The following is a 21,313-nucleotide window of genomic DNA, read 5'->3' on the forward strand; positions in this document are numbered from 1 at the left end:
CCCCCGGCACGGGGGTGCGGGGGCCTGCCTCGGAGGATCTGCTGCTGAGGAGCGCGTCAGTGCACGGACGCGCTCACCGGAGGTGCCGGTGTTCAGTAGCGGTAGTGGTCCGGCTTGTACGGGCCCTCGACGTCGACGCCGATGTACGCGGCCTGCTCGGGGCGCAGCTTGGTCAGCTTCACGCCGAGCGCGTCCAGGTGGAGGCGGGCGACCTTCTCGTCCAGGTGCTTGGGCAGCGTGTACACACCGGTCGGATAGGCGTCCGGCTTGGTGAACAGCTCGATCTGGGCCAGCGTCTGGTCCGCGAAGGAGTTGGACATCACGAACGACGGGTGACCGGTGGCGTTGCCCAGGTTCAGCAGCCGCCCCTCCGACAGCACGATGATCACCTTGCCGTCGGGGAAGGTCCAGGTGTGGACCTGCGGCTTGACCTCGTCCTTGACGATGCCCGGGACCTTCGCCAGACCCGCCATGTCGATCTCGTTGTCGAAGTGGCCGATGTTCCCCACGATCGCCTGGTGCTTCATCCGGGCCATGTCCGAGGCCATGATGATGTCCTTGTTGCCGGTCGTGGTGATGAAGATGTCCGCGGTGTCGACGACCTCGTCCAGGGTCGTGACCTGGTAGCCGTCCATCGCCGCCTGCAGCGCGCAGATCGGGTCGATCTCGGTGACGATCACACGGGCACCCTGCCCGCGCAACGACTCCGCGCAGCCCTTGCCCACGTCCCCGTAACCACACACGACCGCCGTCTTGCCACCGATCAGGACATCGGTGGCACGGTTGATGCCGTCGATCAGGGAGTGCCGGCAGCCGTACTTGTTGTCGAACTTCGACTTCGTCACGGCATCGTTGACGTTGATCGCCGGGAACAGCAGAGTCCCGTCGCGCTGCATCTCGTACAGGCGATGGACACCCGTCGTGGTCTCCTCGGTCACACCCCGGATCTCGGAGGACAGCTGGGTCCACTTCTGGGGGTTCTCGCCCAGGGTGCGGTGCAGGAGCTGGAGGATGACCCGGTGCTCGTCGGACTCGGCGGTCTCGATGGCCGGGACCTGGCCGTCCTTCTCGTACTCGACACCCTTGTGGACCAGGAGGGTGGCGTCACCGCCGTCGTCCAGGATCATGTTCGGACCACCGGTGGGCGTGTTCGGCCAGGTCAGCGCCTGCTCCGTGCACCACCAGTACTCCTCCAGCGTCTCGCCCTTCCAGGCGAAGACCGGGATGCCCCGCGGATCGTCCGGCGTGCCGTTCGGACCCACCGCGATCGCGGCGGCCGCGTGGTCCTGGGTGGAGAAGATGTTGCAGGACGCCCAGCGCACCTGCGCACCCAGCGCGGCCAGGGTCTCGATCAGCACGGCCGTCTGCACCGTCATGTGCAGCGAGCCGGTGATCCGGGCGCCGGCCAGCGGCTGCGCCTCGGCGTACTCCTTACGGATCGCCATCAGACCGGGCATCTCATGCTCGGCGAGGGTGATCTCCTTACGGCCGAACTCGGCCAGGGAGAGATCGGCGACCTTGAAGTCCTGTCGGTTCTCGACAGTCGTCATTACGAGCTGCTCCTCGGGGTTGGGTCGAGGGTGGGTACGGCTGGTCTGCGCGGCGGCGGACACAGGGGTGCCCGAAGAGGACACAGGCATGCCCGCGTACGCGCAGCGCAGTCCGTCGGAGGCCCTCTCTCCCTCGGCCGGTCCGTGTAGGGACCGCCCGACCGCCATCAGCAGCGACGTCTGGCTCCGTCCCAAGCTACACCGGGATGCCCGGCCGTCCCCAGTCCGCCTCCGAACAGATCGCGCCATCCCAGCGGTCGTAGAGGGTGAGGGATCGAGGCCCGCTCCGGGGCGATGGCGGGTCAGGTGACGGTCGAGTGCGGGAGCGATAACAGGACACCAACGAACGGCGCACAGGAGGCGGCAGACCGGGACGATGAGGGATCTTTGGGCCTTTGAGCCTTTGGCGCGGTGGTGCAGGATGCCCCGGAGATCTGAACAACTGATCGATCTTGCGGGACGTCCGGGACGGCGATTCCGCATGACAAAGGCGTTAGGAGATCGATGTGACCAGTCAGGCCGGCCCTCCCCCCACGGGCAGTGGCGATGGCGAGCGGAAGCGGTTGAAGCTGCTCGCGGTGACCGCGTGTCCGACCGGCATCGCGCACACGTACATGGCGGTGGAGAAGCTCGCGCAGGCCGCCGAGAGCCGCGGTATCGACATGAAGGTGGAGACACAGGGATCCATCGGGGCTGAAAACGTCCTCGATGACAACGATGTCAACACCGCGGACGGCGTCATCGTCGCCGCGGACAAGGACGTGGACCTGAGCCGTTTCGCAGGCAAGCGGGTCCTCACGGTCGGGGTGGCGGAGGGCATCCACCATCCCGAGCGGCTGATCGAGCGGGTGCTGTCGGCGCCCGTGCACACGGCAGGGGGCACTCCCATGCGCCCTGCGGCCGGTGGCAAGGAGCGGAGCGTCGGGTACAAGGCGCTGATGAACGGGGTCAGTTACATGATCCCGTTCGTCGTGGTCGGCGGGCTGCTGATCGCGATATAGCTCTCGCTCGGTGGGCACACCGACCCGTCGGGCGGTCTGGTCATCCCGAAGGACTCCTTCTGGATGGACGTGAACAACATCGGCGTCATCGGCTTCACGCTGATGGTGCCGATCCTGTCCGGGTACATCGCCTACGCGATCGGTGACCGCCCCGCGCTCGTGCCGGGCATGATCGGTGGCTGGATCGCCAACACCGGTGAGCTGTACGACTCCAAGGCGGGCGCCGGGTTCATCGGGGCGATCGTTACCGGGTTCCTCGCCGGGTATCTGGTGCTGTGGATCAAGAAGGTCAAGGTCCCGAGGTTCGTGCAGCCGATCATGCCGATCATCGTGATCCCGATCATGGCGACCACGGCGCTCGGGCTGTTCTTCGTCTACGTCATCGGCAAGCCGATCTCCTGGGTGTTCGAGCACCTGACCGACTGGCTCAGCGGGATGACCGGCACGAGCGCGATCCTGCTCGGGTCGATTCTGGGGCTCATGATCGCGTTCGACATGGGCGGGCCGGTCAACAAGACGGCGTTCCTGTTCGGCGCCGGGCTCATCGCGACCGGCAACCAGACGGTCATGGGCATGTGCGCGGCCGCGATCCCGGTCATGCCGCTCGGCCAGGGCCTGGCCACGCTGATACGGAAGCGGCTGTACACCGAGCAGGAGCGGGAGACCGGCCTCGCCTCGCTGTTCATGGGCTGCTTCGGCATCTCCGAGGGCGCGATCCCGTTCGCCGCGGCGCGGCCCGCGCAGGTCATCCCCGCCAACATGCTGGGCGGCGCGGTGGCCGGTGCGATCGCGGGAGTCGCCGACGTCGAGGACGCGGTGCCGCACGGCGGGCCGATCGTGGCCGTGCTGGGTGCGGTGAGCGGCGTACCGATGTTCTTCGTGGCCGTGGTGATCGGCTCGGTCGTCACCGCGCTGACCACGGTCGCCCTGATCGACCTCGGTGAGCGCAAGCGCGGTGGGGAGGCGGTCGCCGGTGCGGGTGCGGCCGGGCCCGAGCCCGCGCTGGTCGGGGCGGGCGTCGGTGCGGCTGGGGCTGGTGCCGTCGGTGAAGGGCCGGGTGCCGCCGGGGTCGTCGTGGCGCAGCGGGTCGTACAGGAGTCGGAGGCGGTCGACATGGCTGAGGCAGGCGGCGCTCCGGACGAGGGCCTCTCCGGCTACCTCTCCGAGCAGACCGTGAAGGTCGAACTCGGTGCGGCCGACAAGGAGTCCGCGATCCGGGAGATGGCCGAGTTGCTGGCGCGCACCGGCAAGGTCACGGACGTGGGCGAGTTGGTGGCGACCGCGCTGCGGCGCGAGGCGCAGGGGACGACCGGGCTCGGTGAGGAGATCGCGATTCCGCATGCCAAGACGGATGCGGTCACCGCGCCGGTCGTCGGTTTCGCGCGGTCCGCGGAGGGTGTCGAGTGGGGCTCGCTGGACGGTACGAAGGCGAGGCTGGTGTTCATGATCGCCGTACCGGAGGCGGCCGCGGGTGACGAGCATCTGCGGATTCTGGCGCTGCTGTCGCGGAAGTTGACGGACGCGGGGTTCCGGGAGCGGCTGTTGGCCGCGCCGGACGGATCGGCCGTCCTCGGGGTGCTGCGCGAGGTGGGGTAAGGCGTGGCCGGGCCCGCGTTCGGAGATCGAGCGCGGGCCCGCACGGCCCGGTCACGGGGAGCCGCTAGGCTCTGCGCCCGCGGAGGGGCCGCAGGGAGAGGAACGCAATGTCCGGCAAGGGGCGGGGGCTGGGGATCGCAGCCGTTGTGGTGGGACTGGTGGGGCTGTTGTCGGGGCTGGGCGGTCTCGGCTACGCGCGGTACGCCTTCGGTGGTTCTGTCGTGTCGAGCGAGAGCATGACGCCGACGTACGGGCCGGGCGACCGGGTCGTCTTCGAGCGGATCGATGGAAGCCAGGTGCGGCGCGGGGACGTCGTGGTGTTCTCGGCGCCGGACCGGTACGGCTTCGAGGACCTGGTGATGGAGCGGGTCATCGGTGTGGGCGGCGACCGCGTGACGTGCTGCACGGGAGAGGGCGCGGATACACGCGTCTCCGTGAACGGAGAGCCACTGCAGGAGCCGTATCTGAAGAACCCGGAGGCCAGTCGTGGGTTCACCATGTCGTCCTACGACGTGCGGGTCCCCGAGGGGCGGCTGTTCATGATGGGCGACCACCGCGCGAACGCTCGTGACTCGCGAGCCTTCCTCGACGACCACGGCGGGACGCTTCCGGACTCCGCGATCCGAGGACGCGTGATCGACGACTACACCATGCCGGCGCTACTCGGGACGGCGATGATGCTCGGGGTTCTGCTGGTGCCGGTCGGAATCGGTCTGGGTATCGCCGCGATGGTCGTACGGCGGAAGGCGCGGGCCATGCTGCCGCCCCCACCGCCGTGGGCGGTGCAGGTCTGAGGACGCGGTCCCAGGCGAAGACCAAGGGGCCCGCCGGAATTCCGGCGGGCCCCTTCGGTATGCGGGGGCGTCAGTGCCCGGCGCCGCTCGGTGCCGGTCCGCCGGGCGTCGCCTCGCGGTCGGCGCCCTTGGCGGCCTCGGCCTCGCTGTAGATGTCGGGCTCGAGGTAGATCACGCGGGCGATCGGGACGGCTTCGCGGATGCGGGCCTCGGCGGCGTCGATGGCGGAGGCGACCTCGGCGGCCGTGTCGTCGTGCTGGACGGCGATCTTGGCGGCGATCAGGAGCTCCTCGGGGCCGAGGTGGAGCGTGCGCATGTGGATGATGCGGGTGACCGTGTCGCCGTCGACGACGGCGGCCTCGATCTTCTGGACGTCCTCGAGGCCCGCAGCCTCGCCGAGCAGCAGCGACTTGGTCTCGATGGCCAGGACGACCGCGATCAGCACGAGCAGGATGCCGATGCAGACGGTGCCGATGCCGTCCCAGACGCCGTCGCCGGTGATCAGGGCCAGTCCGACGCCGCCCAGGGCGAGGATCAGACCGACCAGCGCGCCGAGGTCCTCCAGGAGGACGACGGGCAGTTCGGGGGCCTTGGCGTGGCGGACGAACTCCTTCCAGGACTTCTTGCCGCGCAGGAGGTTGGACTCCTTGATGGCCGTCCGGAAGGAGAAGGTCTCGGCGATGATCGCGAAGACGAGGACGCCGACCGGCCAGTACCAGTGCTCGATCTCGTGCGGGTGCTTGATCTTCTCGTAGCCCTCGTAGAGGGCGAACATGCCGCCGACGGAGAACAGGATGATCGAGACGAGGAAGGCGTAGATGTAGCGCTCGCGGCCGTAGCCGAAGGGGTGCTGCGGGGTCGCCTCACGCTGCGCCTTCTTGCCGCCGACCAGCAGCAGGGCCTGGTTGCCCGAGTCGGCGAGCGAGTGCACGCCCTCGGCGAGCATCGACGACGAGCCGCTGAACGCGAACGCCACGAACTTCGATGCCGCGATCGCGAGGTTGGCGGCGAGTGCCGCCACGATCGCCTTGGTACCGCCTGACGCGCTCATGTGTCGCGTTGTCCCTTCGCCTTCGTGACCTTCGTGGCCTTCGTACTTGCGCCGTCCGGGCGTCGCCGAGGGAGCGTGCGGCCCCCGACCGGCTTTGCCCGTCCTTTGCCGGTGGGCCATTGTTGCAGCCCGGTCCGACAACGGCGCGCCGGGTCGTCGGATGCCCTCGGTCAGGCGACGACCGTGGCCCGGAAGACCGTACCGGCCCCGGACACTTCGGCCTTTTCGCCCGCCGGTACGAAGACGGACTCGCCGGGCGTCAGCTCGTGCTCCCCGGCGCGGACGGAACCCGCCGTGCAGAGCAGGATCTGCGGGGTCGCGCGCGTGAGGTCGTGTGCGGCGGTGCCCTCCGGGAGGACGTACCGGGAGAGCCGGAACTCGTCGATCGGGGTCTCGTAGACCTCCTCGCCGTCCGGGGAGGCCTCCGGGCGCAGCACGCCCGGGTCGCTCGGCTCGAAGCGGACGATGCGCAGGAGTTCGGGGACGTCGACGTGCTTGGGGGTCAGGCCGCAGCGCAGGACGTTGTCGGAGTTGGCCATGATCTCGACGCCGAGGCCGTTCAGGTACGCGTGCGGGATGCCGGCGCCGAGGAACAGGGCTTCGCCGGGTTGCAGGCGGACATGGTTGAGGAGCATGGCGGCGATGACGCCGGGGTCGCCCGGGTAGTGGTGGGCGATGTCGGCGTACGGGGCGTAGTCGCCGCCGAGGCGGGAGCAGGCGGCCGCGGCCTCGGTGACGGTGTGGGCCATCTCGTCCGGGTCGGCGGTGAGGATGGCGGTGAGGACCTCACGCAGCGCCGCCTCCTCGGGGTGCGCGTGCAGCAGGTCGACGTACGGCTTGAGGGAGTCGACGCCGAGGCCGTCCAGCAGGTCGGCTGCCTGGACGGGGTCGCGGAAGCCGCACAGGCCGTCGAACTCGGTGAGCGCGCAGATCAGTTCGGGCTTGTGGTTGGCGTCCTTGTAGTTGCGGTGACCGGCGTCCACGGGGATGCTCCGGCGCTCCTCGTCCTCGTAACCCTCCTTCGCCTGTTCCAGGTTGGGGTGCACCTGGAGAGAGAGCGGAGCGCCCGCGGCGAGGATCTTGAGGAGGAAGGGCAGGCGGGGGCCGAACTTCGCCACGGCCGCGGCGCCCAGTTCCCGCTCCGGGTCCGCCTCGATGACCTCGACGAGCGTGCCGCGCCCGGTGCGCGAGGGTGCGCCCGGGTGTGCGCCCATCCACATCTCCGCCTGCGGTTCGCCGGTCGGCTCGACGCCGAGGAGCTTCGGGATCGCGGTGGTGGAACCCCAGGCGTAGGGGCGGATGGTGTTGTCGAGGCGGTCCATGGGGCTCTCTGTCTGCTCTCTGTGCGGGCGACGCGGGTTCTGGACGCGGCTTCTGTCCGTGCGGGCTCGGTTCTCTTCGACTGGGGCGCCCTTCTCATCGAGTAGGGCGCGGTTCGTCTTGTGTACGGCTGCAGGTTCCTGTCGCGTACGGCGGTCAGGGCGTCCTGGGACAGATCAAGCTCTTGAGGCGAGCGCCAGGTAAACGGCGGCGAAATCCGTGATGGCGATCAGTTCCGCGAGGGTCTCCAGTTCGCCGCCCGGCTCCGGCTCCAGTTCGCTGATCGGCGTGTCATGGCTGAGGGCCAGGTCGCGGGCTGCGGGGGCGGCGGTGAGGCTGCTGATCGGGCGGTCGCGCAGCAGCACCACGCGCGCGTGCAGGGCGGGTGGCTCCTCCACGCGGTCGCGGAAGAAGTCGTCGGGGTTGGCGCCGGCGGCCAGCGGGCCGGCCAGCAGGGCGCTGTGCGAGGCGAGCGCCTCGGGCAGTTCCGCGACCAGGGCGGGATGGCCGGAGAGTTCGGCGAGCGCGGCGGCGAAACGGCGGCCGGCCGGGCCTGCGGAGATGCCCTCGGTCCAGATCACCGGGAGCGCGTCGGCGAGTTCGGCGGCCAGGGTCTTGGCGGGGTTGCTGTAGGTCGCGATGGCGGGGCCGCAGCGCTCGGCGATCTGGTCGAGGCGGTCGGCGACCTTCTCCAGGGCGTCGGGCGGGGCGGTGAGCACGCCGGTGCGGTCCAGGAGCGCGAGGAGGGGGGTGAGCAGCGCCCACAGGACGCCAGGGGCGGACGCGGCGAGGGGTTCGTCCTGCTCGTACGGGGCGGTCGCCATGGGTACGAACAGGCCGTGGGCGCCGTGCACCACGTCCTTGATCGGGGAGTCGGCCGGGGCCACGGCGGCGACCGAGACGCCGCGGCGGTAGGCCTGCTCGGCGAGAAGGGAGAGGGACGGTTCGGTGCCGTCGGGAGTGGCGATCAGCAGCAGGTCCACCGAGCCGGCCCAGCCGGGCAGTTCCCAGCGCAGGGCGCCCGCGGCGGGGGCGACGCCGCTGGGGGCCAGTCGGGTGACGGGGCTGCCGGGGCCGGCGAGGGTGCCGAGGAGGTCGGCGACGCAGATGGCGGCGGCGCCGGGGCCGGCGATGAGTACGGCACGGGGGCGGCCGTCGGGTTTGAGGTCCTGGACGCCGGCCTCGGCGGCGTGCCGGGCGGCGGTGCGGACGCGGGCGCCGGCTTCGGCCGCGCCGCGGAGCAGGGCACGCTGGTCGGCTTCGGCGAGCGCCTCCGGCGTGTCCAGCAGCGATTCGTCGAGCATGGGCGGGAGCCTCCGATCGCCGGGTCGACTGGGGGGCGGGGCGGGTGTCCTGTGCGGGTGTGCGGCGGGGGGTTGCTCGGTCGCGGGTTGTCTGGGGGGCGTACGGCGCTCGGTCGCCGGGTTGCCTTGGGTGCCGTACGGCGGTGACCGGTCGTCGTTGCGCGGGTGAGCGTGGCGTCGCGTTACGCCGGGCGGCGAGGTTTACGCCGGGCGGCGGGCCTCGTCGACCAGCAGAACGGGGATGCCGTCGCGGACGGGGTACGCCAGGCCGCAGTCCTGGCCGGTGCAGATCAGCTCGGCGTCCTGCTCCTTGAGCGGGGCGTGGCAGGCCGGGCAGGCGAGGATCTCCAGGAGGCCGGCTTCCAGCGGCATGAGGGGTCCCTTCGGGGGTGGGTGCGGGTGGTACGTGCGGGTGTGCGGATGTGCCTGGTCAGCGTACCGCCGGTGGGGGCGGGGTGCCGGGGTTGGGCGGGGGTGGTGGCGGTGGGGTGGTTCTTCGCTCCCGCCGCCCCTACCCATCCCGTCCTGAAGGGGCTCCGCCCCTTCCACCCCGCCACGGGGCTGCCGCCCCCTGGACCCCCGCTTCGGCCCCTGAAGGGGCCTCGTCCTCAAACGCCGGACGGGCTGAGTGATGCCGGCCGACGTCGAGAGGCGGAGGACCCCTACGGGCGGGCGGGGGTTAGGGATGGTGGCGGCCTCGTCCTCGAACGCCGGACGGCTGAAGGCAGCTGACCGGCGTCGAGAGGTGGCGCCCTCCCTGCGGGTGGGTGAGGGATCGGCACCGGGGCGCCCCGTCCGCCAACGCCGGACGGGCTGGATGCACCGCCCGGCGCCCTGAAGGGCCGTCGAGGACGGGGACGGCGTCCCACCCCGCCTCAGCCTCTGATGATCTCCAGCACCTCGTCCCGCACCTTCGCCATCGTCGCCTCGTCGCGCGCCTCCGCGTTCAGGCGCAGCAGTGGCTCCGTGTTGGACGGGCGGACGTTGAACCACCAGTCGGCTGCCGTGACGGTGAGGCCGTCGAGCTCGTCGAGTTCCACGCCCTCCTGACCCTCGTAGGTGGACTTGATCGCGGCCAGGCGGTCCGCCTGGTCGGCGACCGTGGAGTTGATCTCGCCGGAGCCGGTGTAGCGGTCGTACTGGGCGACGAGGCCGGAGAGGGGGCCGTCCTGGCCGCCGAGGGCCGCCAGGACGTGCAGGGCGGCCAGCATGCCCGTGTCGGCGTTCCAGAAGTCGGCGAAGTAGTAGTGCGCGGAGTGCTCGCCACCGAAGATGGCGCCGGTCTTCGCCATCTCGGCCTTGATGAAGGAGTGGCCGACGCGGGTGCGGACCGGGGTGCCGCCGTTCTCCCTGACGACCTCCGGGACCGACCAGGACGTGATCAGGTTGTGGATGATCGTGCCCTTGCCGCCGTGCTTGGCGAGCTCGCGGGAGGCCACGAGGGCGGTGATGGCGGAGGGGGAGACCGGGGCGCCGTGCTCGTCGACGACGAAGCAGCGGTCGGCGTCGCCGTCGAAAGCGATGCCGAGGTCGGCGGACTCTTCGCGGACTCGCTTCTGGAGGTCGACGATGTTCGCCGGGTCCAGCGGGTTCGCCTCGTGGTTCGGGAACGTGCCGTCCAGCTCGAAGTACATCGGGACGAGGGTGAGGGGCAGGCCCGCGAAGACCGTGGGGACCGTGTGACCGCCCATGCCGTTGCCCGCGTCGACGACGACCTTCAGGGGGCGGATGGAGGTCAGGTCGACGAGGGAGCGGAGGTGGGCCGCGTAGTCCTCCAACGTGTCGCGCTGCGTGATCGTGCCCGGCGTCGCCGCAGGCTCCGGGGCGCCCGACTCGCTCCACCGCTCGGCCAGTTCGCGGATCTCGGCGAGGCCGGTGTCCTGACCGACGGGGGCCGCGCCCGCGCGGCACATCTTGATGCCGTTGTACTGGGCCGGGTTGTGCGAGGCCGTGAACATCGCGCCCGGCAGGTTCAGCGCGCCCGAGGCGTAGTACAGCTGGTCGGTGGAGCACAGGCCGATCTCGGTGACGTCGACGCCCTGGGCCGACGCTCCGCGCGCGAAGGCGCGGGACAGGCCGGGCGACGAGGGGCGCATGTCGTGCCCGATCACGATCGCGCTCGCGCCGGTCACCTGGACGAAGGCGGCCCCGAAGAGCTCGGCCAGCGGCTCGTCCCACTGGTCGGGGACGACCCCGCGGACGTCGTACGCCTTCACGAGCTGTGACAGATCAGCAGCCACGGCCAACCCTCCTGAAAGTCCTGTCGGTCACCCCAAACTACCCGCCCTCACTGACAGTGCGCTGTGCGGCCACTGAGTGGACTCCGAGCCGTAACCTCAGGTCAGCGCGGAGGTCAGGGCAGCATCCAGCCCAGCACCGGTGAACTCTGTCCGACCACGATCAGGCACATCACCAGCAGCAGGCCCAGACTCCACGGCAGCACCCGCCGCAGCAGGTCCCCTTCCCGGCCCGCGAGCCCCACGGCCGCGCACGCGATGGTGAGGTTCTGCGGCGAGATCATCTTGCCGAGCACACCACCTGAACTGTTGGCGGCGGCCAGGAGTTCCGGCGACAGTCCCGACTCCCGCGCCGCCGTCACCTGCAACGCGCCGAACAGCGCGTTGGCCGAGGTGTCCGACCCGGACACGGCCACCCCGAACCACCCCAGCACCGGGGACAGGAAGGCGAGCCCGGCGCCGGCCGCCGCCACGAAGTGGCCGATGGTGGCGGCCTGTCCGGAGAGGTTCATGACGTATGCGAGCGCCAGCACGGACGTCACGGTCAGGATGGCGAACCTCAACTCGTGCACGGTCGCCGCCCATTCCTTGACGGCCACGCGCGCGTGCACCCCGAGGACGACCGCACTGCACACCCCGGCGAGCAGGACGAGCGTGCCGCCGGTGGATACGATCGGCCAGCTGAAGACATTGCCGCCGACCGGCTCCCCGTCCGGGTTCGCGACGTTCAGGAAAGGCCAGTCGTACGTCTGGGTCGCCTCGGCAAGCCAGTCCTTGACCACCGGGATCTGCGCGACGGAGAAGATCACTACAATCAGCGCGTACGGCGCATAAGCCCGCACAACCTCCCGTCGCGGATCAACCTCGTCCAACTCCTCGCTCCGCGCACCGGTCAGCACGGACGCGCGTACGGCCTCGTCGGCGGGCACGCGCGCGTGTGGCACAGCGACCAGGGCGCCCGCACCGGCCAAGGCGGCGCCGATGTCGGCGAGTTGCGCGGAGACGTAGTTGGAGGCGGCGAACTGGGCGACGGCGAAGGCGATTCCGCACATCAGGGCGGGCACCCAGGTCTCCCGCAGCCCACGCCGCCCGTCCACGAGTCCGACGAGCACGAGCGGCACGACCAGGGCCAGCAAGGGCGTCTGACGCCCCACCACAGAAGCCACGTCATCGAGCGGCAGCCCGGTGACCTGAGCCAGCGTCACCACCGGCGTCCCCATCGCACCGAAGGCCACGGGCGCGGTGTTGGCCACCAGCGCGACGACCGCCGCACGCACCGGCTCGAACCCGAGCGCCACCAGCATGACCGAGCAGATCGCGACCGGCGCCCCGAAGCCGGCGAGAGCCTCCAGCAGGGCCCCGAAGCAGAAGGCGACGACAAGCGCCTGGATGCGCGGATCGTCGGACAGCCGCCCGAACGACCGCCGCAGGATGTCGAAATGGCGCGTCCGGACGGTCATCCGGTACACCCACAGGGCGTTGACGACGATCCACAGGATGGGGAAGAGCCCGAAGACCGCCCCCTGGGCGGCACTGGAGAGCGTCTGACCGAGCGGCATGCCGTACGCGAGCCAGGCGACCAGTACGGCCGCCACAAGCCCGCTGAGCCCCGCCAAGTGGGCCTTCATCCGGACCCCGCCCAACAGGACGAGGACGATCACGAGCGGCAGCGCCGCCACGAGCGCCGACAACCCGAGCGAGCCGGCGACGGGTTCCAGTTTCTGGACGTACACGGGCACCTCCCCGGATTCCGCCATGCGGAAAGCGATTTCTCGTTCCGGCATACGGAATGGTCGTGTCCGCGCCAACTGCACGTCAATGCCTGAGCATCACTCAACGAAACGAGCACACGGGAAACACCCGAACAGGTGGAGAAAACCGACGGTCAGTTGTCGGGCGACCGCAGGACCCGCAGGTGCCCACGCCGCGCGACCTCCATCGGATCGGCGCCACGCCCCCCGCCCCCGCCGGCCTGGGCCGCCCGCTCCTGCGGACGGGCCGCCTCACGCACGGCGTTGGCAAGCGCTTCCAGATCATCCCCGCTGGGGCGGGCCGGAGCGGAGCCGTCCAGCAACCGCACGACCTCCCACCCGCGAGGGGCGGTGAGGCGCTCGGAGTGCTCGGCGCACAGGTCGTAGCAGTGGGGTTCGGCGTAGGTGGCGAGCGGGCCGAGGACCGCGGTCGAGTCGGCGTAGACGTACGTCAGCGTCGCGACGGCGGGACGGCCGCAAGCGGTGCGCGAACAGCGACGTACAGGGCTCACGACGTTGGACGGTACCGCACTCTTGAGCGGGCCGCGACGACTCTCCCCCAGGTCACTCCCCCGTGTCGTGCTGTGAAACACCCCACACACCCCTGTCGCCCCACCTCCCTGACCTGCACGGAAGCCGCGCGCCGAGACCCCGAGCACTCCCAAATCCGTTCACCACTCACCACAAACCCCATCATTCACCTCGACATCGACGGTCTCGGAGAGATACGGAATCGAGCCCAACCTTGGCTGGAATGGTCATGTGCCGACATGCCGTACGGACGGCCGGACGCCACCCCGGCCACCCCCCGCGGATCGGACAGGCACCGCCCACGAGGATTACGCTTCATCAGTGATGGACACCCCCGTACCGCCCCGCGCCGCCGGCCCCGGGCCCCGCCGTCGTGATCGCCACGGGAGGGGCATGCGCGGCCCGATCGCACCACCCCAGGTCCCGCTCGCCGCGAGCCGTGCCGACGCCTTCGCCGATCTGGTGCAGGACTCCGTGGAACGCCTCGAACGCCGCTGGCCCCAGCTCGCCGACATCGATTTCCTGGTCCTCGAGGTGCCTCGCCTGGACGGTCCCGGGCGTACGTGGAACGACGAGGCGGTTCCCCTCGGCGGCACCATCCCTGCCCGGGAGGGGCGGCCCGCACGAGTGGTCATCTACCGCCGCCCTGTGGAGATCCGTACCAAGGGTCGGGAGGAGCGGGCCGCCCTGGTCCACGAGGTGGTCGTGGAACAGGTGGCCGAGCTCCTTGGTCTGACGCCGGAGACGGTGGATCCGCGGTACGGCGAGGACTGACGGGCGTCGGCTGGACCCCACAGGTAACCGTCGGCTTGCGGCTTGCCCGGCGTGGCGGCTGAGCGAAGGTGGGTCGCGCAGCCCGGCGCTAACGGGGTGCCGCCCGCGCCCACCCGCGCCGCCCCAGCGGCACGACTGCCCGCGGCTACGCAGGCTGTGGGCGGCGGGGCCGCCGTGAACGGCCAGCGGCTACGCAGGCTGCTGCGCGCCGAAGGCGGGTGGCGCGCGCCCCCGCGGGCCCGCAGTCGCCCGCGGCGGGAAGGGGACGTGCCGGGGGGTGTCCGCCCGCAGTGGCCGGCGTCAACACGCAGTACCTCCTGGCCTAAGGCCGGCCGCCGGTCCGAGGACGGACACCCCCCCGGCGCGGCCCCGACCCACCCACCGACGGCAGGCGCTACGCGCACCCCCACTCAGGGACACAGGCCGCCGCAGGCATCAACGCGCACCCCACCCCACCCGCAAGAAGCCCTACTTCTGCAGCACGGACAAGTCCTCATCCGCCTCCGGCACAGCCACCATCCCCCGGTCGTCCGGCAGCGTCTGCACCGTGAAGCCGGGCACGCCCTCCGCCGGCACCGTCAGCGTCCGGGACGCGTACACCGGTCCGCCCGACACCGACTCCACGGTCAGTGCGTACGTGCCCTTCAGCCCGCTCGGCACCGGCACTTCCACGTCCTGAGTCGTCCCGGACTTGATCGTGAAGGTCTTCGACGTGGCCGTACCGCCCTCGCTCCCCGCCGAAGCGGTCACCTTGACCTCAGCGGAGCGGAACGGCGCCGTCACGGACAGTGTCGTGCCCTTCGCCCGGTTGTCGACCACCGTCGCGCGCGTGCCGACCGGCCGGCTCGCCGGGATGAACGCCGTCTCCTGCTTGGCACCCGCACCCCGCACCACCCGCACCGCCGCAACCACCGGCACGCCCCGATCCGGGTCCGTAGGCGTCAGCACCAACGACCCCGCCTCGCCCCGCATCACGTCACCGAGGTCCACCGCACTGGTCATACCGGCCTTGACATGCAACGTCTCGTTCCCGGCAGGCGTGATCTCCCCGGACGGCGAGGCAAGCCGCACCTTCAGATCCGCATCCGCGTCCCCAGGTGTGAAGGCGACCAGCCGCACCGCCTTGGCGTCCTTCGGAATGCCGGGCAGCACCAGACTCCCCGCGGGATCGGCGGAAGCGGCCAGCCAGTCCGCACCGAGCTTGTCGTCCAGCGCCTGCACCGAAGTACCCACCCGACCACTGCGCACACTCACGTGCACGGTCACGTTCTCCTGCTTCTCACTGGTGAGCGTGGACAGCAGGATCGGCTCACCCGAGTGCGGCTGGACCGTGATCCCCTCCCCCACCGTGGTCTCGAGGGCACCGTCCTTGCCGTACAGCTCGATGTCGACGACGGCGGCGGAGTCGTCGGGGTTGGTCAGATGGACGTAGTCCGTGCGGTCGGCAGCCGTACTGGCGCCCGGGAACCAGAACTCGGTGTCCGGAGCGATGCAGTTGACGCCCTGCAGACCACGCCCCGTGCCCGCCGCGACCTCCGTCGTCTCCTGTACGGTCCAGCCGGGCGCGAACTTCCCGTCGGCGGTCCCGATGAGCGCCGGCGAGTCGGCCCCGGACGCGTCCTCGGTCACCGGCGTCCCCGGCTCCTTGCCCGCCAGGACGGGTTTACCGGCCGTGCCCGCGTCCCCGGCCTTCTCACCCTTGCCGTCGGTCTTCCCCTTGCCGTCGGCCTTCCCCTTGGCGTCCGCCGCGTCGCCCGACTCCTCCGCCCCGGACCGCAGTTCCGCCTTCCCGCCGCTCCCCGCCCCCTTCGTCACGGGCGTGAACGACGTGTAGGTCGTCTCGGCGAGGTCCGAGGTGCTCGGCGCCGGACACACCAGGCTCGTCCGCTCCACGGGCAGCTCGGCGGCCGCCTTCGCGGTGGTCGTCCCGGACGTGTCCGGCGTGGTGAGCGCCGCGACCCCGGTTATGGCGGCCAGGGCGCCGGCACCGGCGATCAGGGACAGGGTCGTGCGGTTCACTGCTGGCTCCCGTCGGAACGCTCGCTGCCGTGCGGATGCTGCTGTGCCGGGTCGTACGTGGCGTCGTAACCCTGCTGATAGGTCTGGTCGTACGAGGCGTCGTACGCCCCCGCCTGAGGCTGCCCGCCGTACGCGTACGGGTCGTACTGGCCGCCCTGATACGGATCCGCTTGATACGGGTCCGCCTGATACGTCTGGTCGTAAGCGCCGCCCGCCGGGTACTGCTGCCCGCCCTGGTACTGCTCGCCGCCGTACCCGCCGTAGTCGGCGCCGGCGTAACTGGGCGCATCCGTTCCCCAGGCAGCAGGGTCCTCGCCCGGGGTCGCCCCCATGCCGTAGGACTGCTGCTGCGGAATCACCGCAGGGGCCTGCTCCGGAGGAGGCGGGAACGCCCCTCCCTGACCGGCCTCTTCCGCCTCGGCCTCGGCCTGGGCGCGCAACCGACGGGCCCGCCGTCCTTCGCCGACCATGGCCTCGGCCGGTACGGCCGCCTCCTCGGGCATGTCGTCGTCGACGTCGCGGCGACGCCCCGGCAGGGCCATCACGACGAGGACGAGGGCGAGGAAGCCCTGGGTCCACAGCCAGGCGGTGTGGCCGATCGGATCCTCGTAGGTGACGTCCAACTTGCCGCCGTCAGCCGGGAGTTCGAAGCCCTGGGCCCAGCCGTCCACCGTGGTCGGCGTGAGCGGCTCGCCGTCCAGGGTGGCCGTCCACCCCTCGTCGGCGCTGTCGGCGAGGCGCAGGACACGCCCTTCGGCGCCACTCGGAATCGTGGTGTGGATCTCCACGGGCCCCGCAGCAACGGCCTGAGGCTCACCCGAGCCCGATCCCGATCCGGACCCGGAACCGGCCGCAGCCCCGGCCCCCGACTCGGCCCCGGAGACGATGGCCGCACGCGACACCTGCCGGTCGACCCGCCACAACGCGCTGCCGTTCTGCTCACTCAGCCGCTGCAGTCCGGGCGTGGCGTCCAGCACGCGCGCGACCTCGCGGGGCGCGCCCTTGTGGACGAGGACGTAACGCACCGCGAACGCGCCCAGCTGGTCGGCCTGGTCGGCGCCGGAGCCGGCGACGAGGTTGGCGACGATCTTGTCGAGCTTGGCGTTCTCCCCGTCGGCAGCGGCGAGTTCGGCGTCGCCGAGGCGGGCGCCGGAGCCGCGGACGAGCATGTAGCCGACCTGGGCCGGGGACTCGCTGTCGAGGACGAGGGTGCGGGCCTGGTCGCGGTTGCTGGCGTCCTCGGCGACGAACGCGGGCACCTGCACGGGGTCGCGTCGCTCCAGCGGTCCGTCGGCGCCGCGGATCATCCAGCCGGCGGCGACGAGCAGCGGGCCCGCAGCGGCTGCGAAGGCGATCAGCGCGGCGACCGGCTGGCGCCAGCCGAAGCTCTGCTCGGCCACGCGCGAGCGTGCCCCGTCGGCGCCGAGCAGCGCGGCGGCCAGGAGGGCGATGCCGTAGACGAGGGTCGCGGGGCCGGCCCAGGTGAAGCTGTTGGAGAGGGCCGCGAAGACGAGGCCCACCAGGGCGACCGCCCAGGCGGTCCAGATGCCGAACTGGCGCTCGGAGCGCATCAGGGCGGCCAGCGCGGCCAGCACGACGCCGATGAGCATCAGCCCGTTGACGGTGCCGGGCCCGCCGGGGCCGGCGCCCAGCAGATCCAGGGCGGACGCGGCCGAGGAGCCGTACTTCAGGCCGGCCTCCTGGAAGAAGCCGAACGGAAGCAGCGACAGCGACCAGGGCGCGAGAACCAGCAGGGGCACGCCGACCTGGGCGAGGAAGCGCAGGCCGTACGCGGTGATGTCGGAGCGCCGCACCGCCAGCAGGCCGAGCCCGAGGACCAGCGCGAACGGCCACACGATCGGCGTGAAGGCCGTGGTGATCGTCAGCAGCAGCGCGTACGCCCAGGTCGCGCGCCAACTGCCGCGCGCACCCGAGCTGTTCGCCAGGCCGCTCGCCGCGACGCCCGCGCGCGCGAGGAGCGGCAGCAGGACGGCGAGGACGGCGGTGCCGATGCGGCCGCCGGCGAGGGCGCCGGTGGCGGCGGGCAGGAAGGCGTAGACGACGGCCGCCCACGCGCGCAGGAGGCGGGACTCGACGAGCGGGCGGGAGGCGAAGTAGGCGGTGAACCCGGCCAGCGGCACCGAGCAGACCAGCAGGACCGTTACCGCAAGCCCGGTCGAGCCCAGCAGCGCGGAGGCGAGCATCGCCACGATCGCGAGGTACGGCGGCGCGGACGAGGTGCCACCGGCGCCCACCGGGTGCCAGGCGTCCAGGTACCGGGACCACAGCTCGCCGGAGTCGGCCGGGGCGGGCAGCAACGCGCCGCCCGCGAGCGCGCCGCCGCCGAGGAGTTGCCGACACGCGATCAGCGAGACGAACAGCAGCACCAGGAAGAGCACCGGGCCGGGCTTGCGGGCGATGCGCTTGAGGCGGGCGAACTGCTCTATCTCCAGGAAGTCCGCGTCGTCGCCGCCGGGCCCGGACTCGATCGCGCCACCGTGCCGTCCGGCGCCGGCGGCCGCCTCGGGATCGGAGCGGCCCACGAGGTTGCCCGCGATCTGTTCGACGGTGGCCCGCACGGTCGCGCCGGGCGGCGGGAACAGCGCCCGCAGCTCACCCTTGTCGATCACGGGGTTCCCGCGCCTGCGCCGCCCGGCGATGATCCGCTCGGGGCGCAGCAGTGTGCCCATGAGGCCGCGGATCTCGTCGAGGGCCTGCCCGGGGACCTTGCCCACGAGGTAGGCCAGGGTCCGCAGGACCGTGCCGAGCACGACGCGCAGCAGCACCCAGGGCAGCACGGCCGTACGCGTGTTGACCAGCAGGGTGTAGACGGCGCCCGCCTTGTCGACCTTGTGCGGGGAGGCGGCGGTGCGTCCCACGCAGTCGACGGTGCGGCGCTCACGGGAGGCCGCCTCGGCGTGTCGTACGACTGCTTCGGGCGCGACCAGGACTCGGTGGCCGGCGGCCGTGACACGCCAGCACAGGTCGACGTCGTCGCGCATCAACGGCAGGCGTCGGTCGAAGCCGCCCAGCTGTTCGAAGACGTCGCGCCGGATCAGCATGCCGGCGGTGGACACGGACAGCACGGACCGGACGTGGTCGTGCTGCCCCTGGTCCTGCTCGCGGCGGTCGAGGCCGGTCCAGCGGCGGCCCGAGTTGGCGATGGTGACGCCGACCTCGAGGAGCTGCCGGCGGTCGTACCAGCCGCGCAGCTTGGGGCCGACTACAGCGACGTCGTCGCGGCCCAGCTCGTACTCGTTCTCCACGACGCGCAGCAGCTGGGCCAGGGCGTCGGGTTCGGGGGCGCAGTCGTCGTGCAGGAGCCACAGCCACTGCACCGGCTCCCCGTGGGGGAGTTCGGGCAGGTCGTAGGCGTCGTCGCGCCACGTGCGCGTGACGGGGTCCCAGCCGCTCGGCCGCTTCAGGTACGTCAGCTCGTCCGGCGTGAGGACGGGCGCGGTGCGGTTGGCCTCCTCGACGGCCTGGCCGAATCCGGTGCGCCGGGCGAGGTGCAGTACGCGATCGTCGCCGAGGGCATCGGTGACCAGCTGTGCGGAGTGGTCCGCGCTGCCGGTGTCGGCGGCCATGGCGAACTGGACGGGGCGCTCCTGGCCGAGCAGCCCGGCGAGCGCGTCGGGCAGCCAGCGGGCGCCGTCGTGGGAGACGAGCACCGCGGTCACCACATGACGCGGAAACTCAGGTGCGGCAGCGGGGTCGTGATGGGCTGCCGGGTGGCTGTGCACGGACATCGAGGTACAGGCCCCGGTTCGATGGACTGCGGTGGACGCCTGTGCCCCCAGGGGACAGCGGGGCGTCTCGGACGAGCGACCACACTATCGGCTGGGCATGACGGCGGCCCGCCGCCTGTGGATAACCCACCTGCGCCGGGCCGTACGAGACGTATGTACGTGCGGTTGTGAGCCGTTTCGTCAGACAGCGGCCTTCTTCAGCCGGCGGCGCTCGCGCTCGGACAGTCCGCCCCAGATGCCGAAGCGCTCGTCGTTGGCGAGGGCGTATTCGAGGCACTCGGAGCGGACCTCACAGGCGAGGCAGACCTTCTTGGCCTCGCGGGTGGAGCCGCCCTTCTCGGGGAAGAAGGACTCGGGGTCGGTCTGGGCGCACAGCGCGCGCTCCTGCCAGCCGAGTTCCTCGTCCGCGTCGTCGACCAGCAGTTGCTGCACCAGCTCGGTCATGTGCGCCCCTCGTCTGTCTTTCGCGTCCCCGTGATGTTGCCGTTACCGATTTCGGCTGAACGACACGAGTGAAATTACAAGTGTGCTGCTCCGGGCGAGTCAAGCCGAGATCTGCTATTGAGCCCCTTATTCACTCTGCGGAACCAAGGCCTAGCGGAAAGTGTTCAAATCGGCATAAACCTTGACAAGCAGACGAGGCCCGCGAGGGCCTCGGGCCCTCCGTAGAGCCTGTACGGAAAAGGACGCCCAGAAGTTCGATCTCGTTGCACGCACACGTAGAAGCGAACCGGATCACAGTCGGATCACAGGATCACAACGACGCCCGTGCGCCCGGTTGTGCGCCATGTGTCCCGGTCACCCCATGGACAAACCTTTCGCCACAGAGATGCACCGGATGAGGTGAAACGTGTCCCACATGACGGGCGCCAAGTTGACAGTGGAGGCGTGAGCCGATGTCCTTGTGGGCATGCTCGCGAACTTGGCACTCACCTCGACCCGCACTGCCGGGTCCCTCGGTGCTGCCCAGGGTCGCTGTAGCTGTTGTTGCTGTCCCAGCTGTTGAGCCACACCCGCTCCAGCTGTAGGCCGAGTCGCCCGACCACTCGGCTTCCGTTCCCTCTGACCTTCTTTCACTGAGGAACCACCGCACCCCATGAACAGCGACAGCGACCTCCAGATCGCCGGCGACATCCTCGAAGTCCCGCACCTCCTCCAGGCACCGCACGAGCACCCCGCCACCGTCGCCGACTTCGTCGGCCTGGCCCGCTCCATCGCCGCCGACCGCTCCCAGTGGGAGCACCTCGTCGAGTACGACGCGACCACGCGCTGGTACCACCGGCTGCGCACGGGCCCCGGCTACGAGGTGTGGCTGCTGTCCTGGGTTCCCGGACAGGGCAGCGGACTGCACGACCACGGCCCGTCCTCCGGCGTCCTGACGGTCCTGGACGGCACGCTGACCGAGCGCACGGAGCGCGGCACGCGCGTGTTGAAGGCGGGCGCACAGCGGGTGTTCGCGCCGGGCTATGTCCACGAGGTGGCGAACGACGCGCTGGAGCCCGCGGTCAGCCTGCACGTGTACTACCCGGGCCTGACCGAGATGCCGATGCACGCGACACGGGCCTGCGAGGCCCGTGTCGAGCCGAGTCCGGTGACTGCCTGACCCGTTGTCGTACCCGCCTGCAACACTGATTCC

Annotated in this window: 14 protein-coding genes and 1 pseudogene; 4 read left to right on the forward strand and 11 right to left on the reverse strand. The window is 71.0% G+C overall.

Annotated elements, in window-relative coordinates; translation table 11 throughout:
- Positions 1-92 precede the first annotated feature (92 nt).
- Complete coding sequence (gene ahcY / locus ACQEV2_RS16925) at positions 93-1,550, reverse strand: adenosylhomocysteinase (RefSeq protein WP_433041423.1); 1,458 nt, start codon at positions 1,548-1,550, stop codon at positions 93-95.
- Positions 1,551-2,056: 506 nt separating this feature from the next.
- On the opposite strand from ahcY, the pseudogene ACQEV2_RS16930 reads away from it, so the two are divergent.
- Both ACQEV2_RS16930 and lepB read left to right on the forward strand, forming a co-directional pair.
- Positions 2,057-4,147: pseudogene (locus tag ACQEV2_RS16930) on the forward strand (fructose-specific PTS transporter subunit EIIC).
- A gap of 107 nt (positions 4,148-4,254) precedes the next feature.
- Positions 4,255-4,941 (forward strand): signal peptidase I, encoded by a 687-nt coding sequence (lepB, locus tag ACQEV2_RS16935; protein ID WP_433041426.1) that lies wholly within the window; start codon positions 4,255-4,257, stop codon positions 4,939-4,941.
- A gap of 70 nt (positions 4,942-5,011) precedes the next feature.
- Here lepB and ACQEV2_RS16940 read toward each other — a convergent pair whose 3' ends face one another.
- The 7 genes from ACQEV2_RS16940 to ACQEV2_RS16970 all read right to left on the reverse strand — a co-directional run bounded on the left by ACQEV2_RS16940 (position 5,012) and on the right by ACQEV2_RS16970 (position 13,116).
- Entirely contained in the window at positions 5,012-5,992 is a 981-nt protein-coding gene (locus ACQEV2_RS16940) for a cation diffusion facilitator family transporter (protein ID WP_433041429.1), read from the reverse strand.
- 170 nt (positions 5,993-6,162) lie between these two features.
- On the reverse strand, positions 6,163-7,314 hold the full coding sequence (gene manA / locus ACQEV2_RS16945) for a mannose-6-phosphate isomerase, class I (RefSeq protein WP_433041432.1): 1,152 nt from the start codon (positions 7,312-7,314) through the stop codon (positions 6,163-6,165).
- Positions 7,315-7,488: 174 nt separating this feature from the next.
- Positions 7,489-8,616, reverse strand: a complete 1,128-nt coding sequence (locus ACQEV2_RS16950; protein ID WP_433041435.1) for an SIS domain-containing protein — start codon at positions 8,614-8,616, stop codon at positions 7,489-7,491.
- Between the two features lie 201 nt (positions 8,617-8,817).
- The gene (locus tag ACQEV2_RS16955) at positions 8,818-8,988 is read right to left on the reverse strand and encodes a Trm112 family protein (protein ID WP_020940431.1); all 171 of its coding nucleotides are present in this window, start codon (positions 8,986-8,988) and stop codon (positions 8,818-8,820) included.
- Between the two features lie 503 nt (positions 8,989-9,491).
- Positions 9,492-10,856, reverse strand: a complete 1,365-nt coding sequence (locus tag ACQEV2_RS16960) for a phosphomannomutase/phosphoglucomutase (RefSeq protein WP_433041440.1) — start codon at positions 10,854-10,856, stop codon at positions 9,492-9,494.
- Positions 10,857-10,969: 113 nt separating this feature from the next.
- Positions 10,970-12,586 (reverse strand): L-lactate permease, encoded by a 1,617-nt coding sequence (locus ACQEV2_RS16965; RefSeq protein WP_433054509.1) that lies wholly within the window; start codon positions 12,584-12,586, stop codon positions 10,970-10,972.
- A 152-nt stretch (positions 12,587-12,738) separates the two neighbouring features.
- A complete protein-coding gene (locus ACQEV2_RS16970) occupies positions 12,739-13,116 on the reverse strand; it encodes a DUF3499 domain-containing protein (RefSeq protein ID WP_030053098.1) in 378 nt (125 codons plus the stop codon).
- Positions 13,117-13,459: 343 nt separating this feature from the next.
- Between ACQEV2_RS16970 and ACQEV2_RS16975 the strand changes: the two genes are divergently transcribed.
- Positions 13,460-13,909 (forward strand): metallopeptidase family protein, encoded by a 450-nt coding sequence (locus ACQEV2_RS16975; protein WP_398828986.1) that lies wholly within the window; start codon positions 13,460-13,462, stop codon positions 13,907-13,909.
- Between the two features lie 468 nt (positions 13,910-14,377).
- Here the strand turns inward: ACQEV2_RS16975 and ACQEV2_RS16980 are convergent, their stop codons facing one another.
- The 3 genes from ACQEV2_RS16980 to ACQEV2_RS16990 form a co-directional block, all read right to left on the reverse strand.
- Positions 14,378-15,928 (reverse strand): DUF5719 family protein, encoded by a 1,551-nt coding sequence (locus ACQEV2_RS16980; protein WP_433041443.1) that lies wholly within the window; start codon positions 15,926-15,928, stop codon positions 14,378-14,380.
- Positions 15,925-19,677, reverse strand: coding sequence for a glycosyltransferase family 2 protein (locus ACQEV2_RS16985; RefSeq protein WP_433041446.1), 3,753 nt, complete (start codon positions 19,675-19,677; stop codon positions 15,925-15,927). The genes ACQEV2_RS16980 and ACQEV2_RS16985 overlap by 4 nt, the downstream gene beginning before the upstream one ends.
- Before the next feature lie 180 nt (positions 19,678-19,857).
- Positions 19,858-20,121, reverse strand: coding sequence for a WhiB family transcriptional regulator (locus tag ACQEV2_RS16990; RefSeq protein WP_003975777.1), 264 nt, complete (start codon positions 20,119-20,121; stop codon positions 19,858-19,860).
- Between the two features lie 652 nt (positions 20,122-20,773).
- On the opposite strand from ACQEV2_RS16990, the gene ACQEV2_RS16995 reads away from it, so the two are divergent.
- Positions 20,774-21,280 (forward strand): cupin domain-containing protein, encoded by a 507-nt coding sequence (locus tag ACQEV2_RS16995; protein WP_433041449.1) that lies wholly within the window; start codon positions 20,774-20,776, stop codon positions 21,278-21,280.
- Positions 21,281-21,313 lie beyond the last annotated feature (33 nt).

The organism is Streptomyces sp. CA-251387, from assembly GCF_050936625.1.
Lineage (GTDB): Bacteria > Actinomycetota > Actinomycetes > Streptomycetales > Streptomycetaceae > Streptomyces.

Excerpts from the sequence above, each read along its gene's own strand:
- lepB (WP_433041426.1), top strand. The coding sequence starts at position 4,255 with ATGTCCGGCAAGGGGCGGGGGCTGGGGATCGCAGCCGTTGTGGTGGGA.
- ACQEV2_RS16990 (WP_003975777.1), bottom strand. The coding sequence starts at position 20,121 with ATGACCGAGCTGGTGCAGCAACTGCTGGTCGACGACGCGGACGAGGAA.
- ACQEV2_RS16950 (WP_433041435.1), bottom strand. The coding sequence starts at position 8,616 with ATGCTCGACGAATCGCTGCTGGACACGCCGGAGGCGCTCGCCGAAGCC.
- ahcY (WP_433041423.1), bottom strand. The coding sequence starts at position 1,550 with ATGACGACTGTCGAGAACCGACAGGACTTCAAGGTCGCCGATCTCTCC.
- ACQEV2_RS16955 (WP_020940431.1), bottom strand. The coding sequence starts at position 8,988 with ATGCCGCTGGAAGCCGGCCTCCTGGAGATCCTCGCCTGCCCGGCCTGC.
- manA (WP_433041432.1), bottom strand. The coding sequence starts at position 7,314 with ATGGACCGCCTCGACAACACCATCCGCCCCTACGCCTGGGGTTCCACC.
- ACQEV2_RS16995 (WP_433041449.1), top strand. The coding sequence starts at position 20,774 with ATGAACAGCGACAGCGACCTCCAGATCGCCGGCGACATCCTCGAAGTC.
- ACQEV2_RS16985 (WP_433041446.1), bottom strand. The coding sequence starts at position 19,677 with ATGTCCGTGCACAGCCACCCGGCAGCCCATCACGACCCCGCTGCCGCA.
- ACQEV2_RS16940 (WP_433041429.1), bottom strand. The coding sequence starts at position 5,992 with ATGAGCGCGTCAGGCGGTACCAAGGCGATCGTGGCGGCACTCGCCGCC.
- ACQEV2_RS16975 (WP_398828986.1), top strand. The coding sequence starts at position 13,460 with ATGGACACCCCCGTACCGCCCCGCGCCGCCGGCCCCGGGCCCCGCCGT.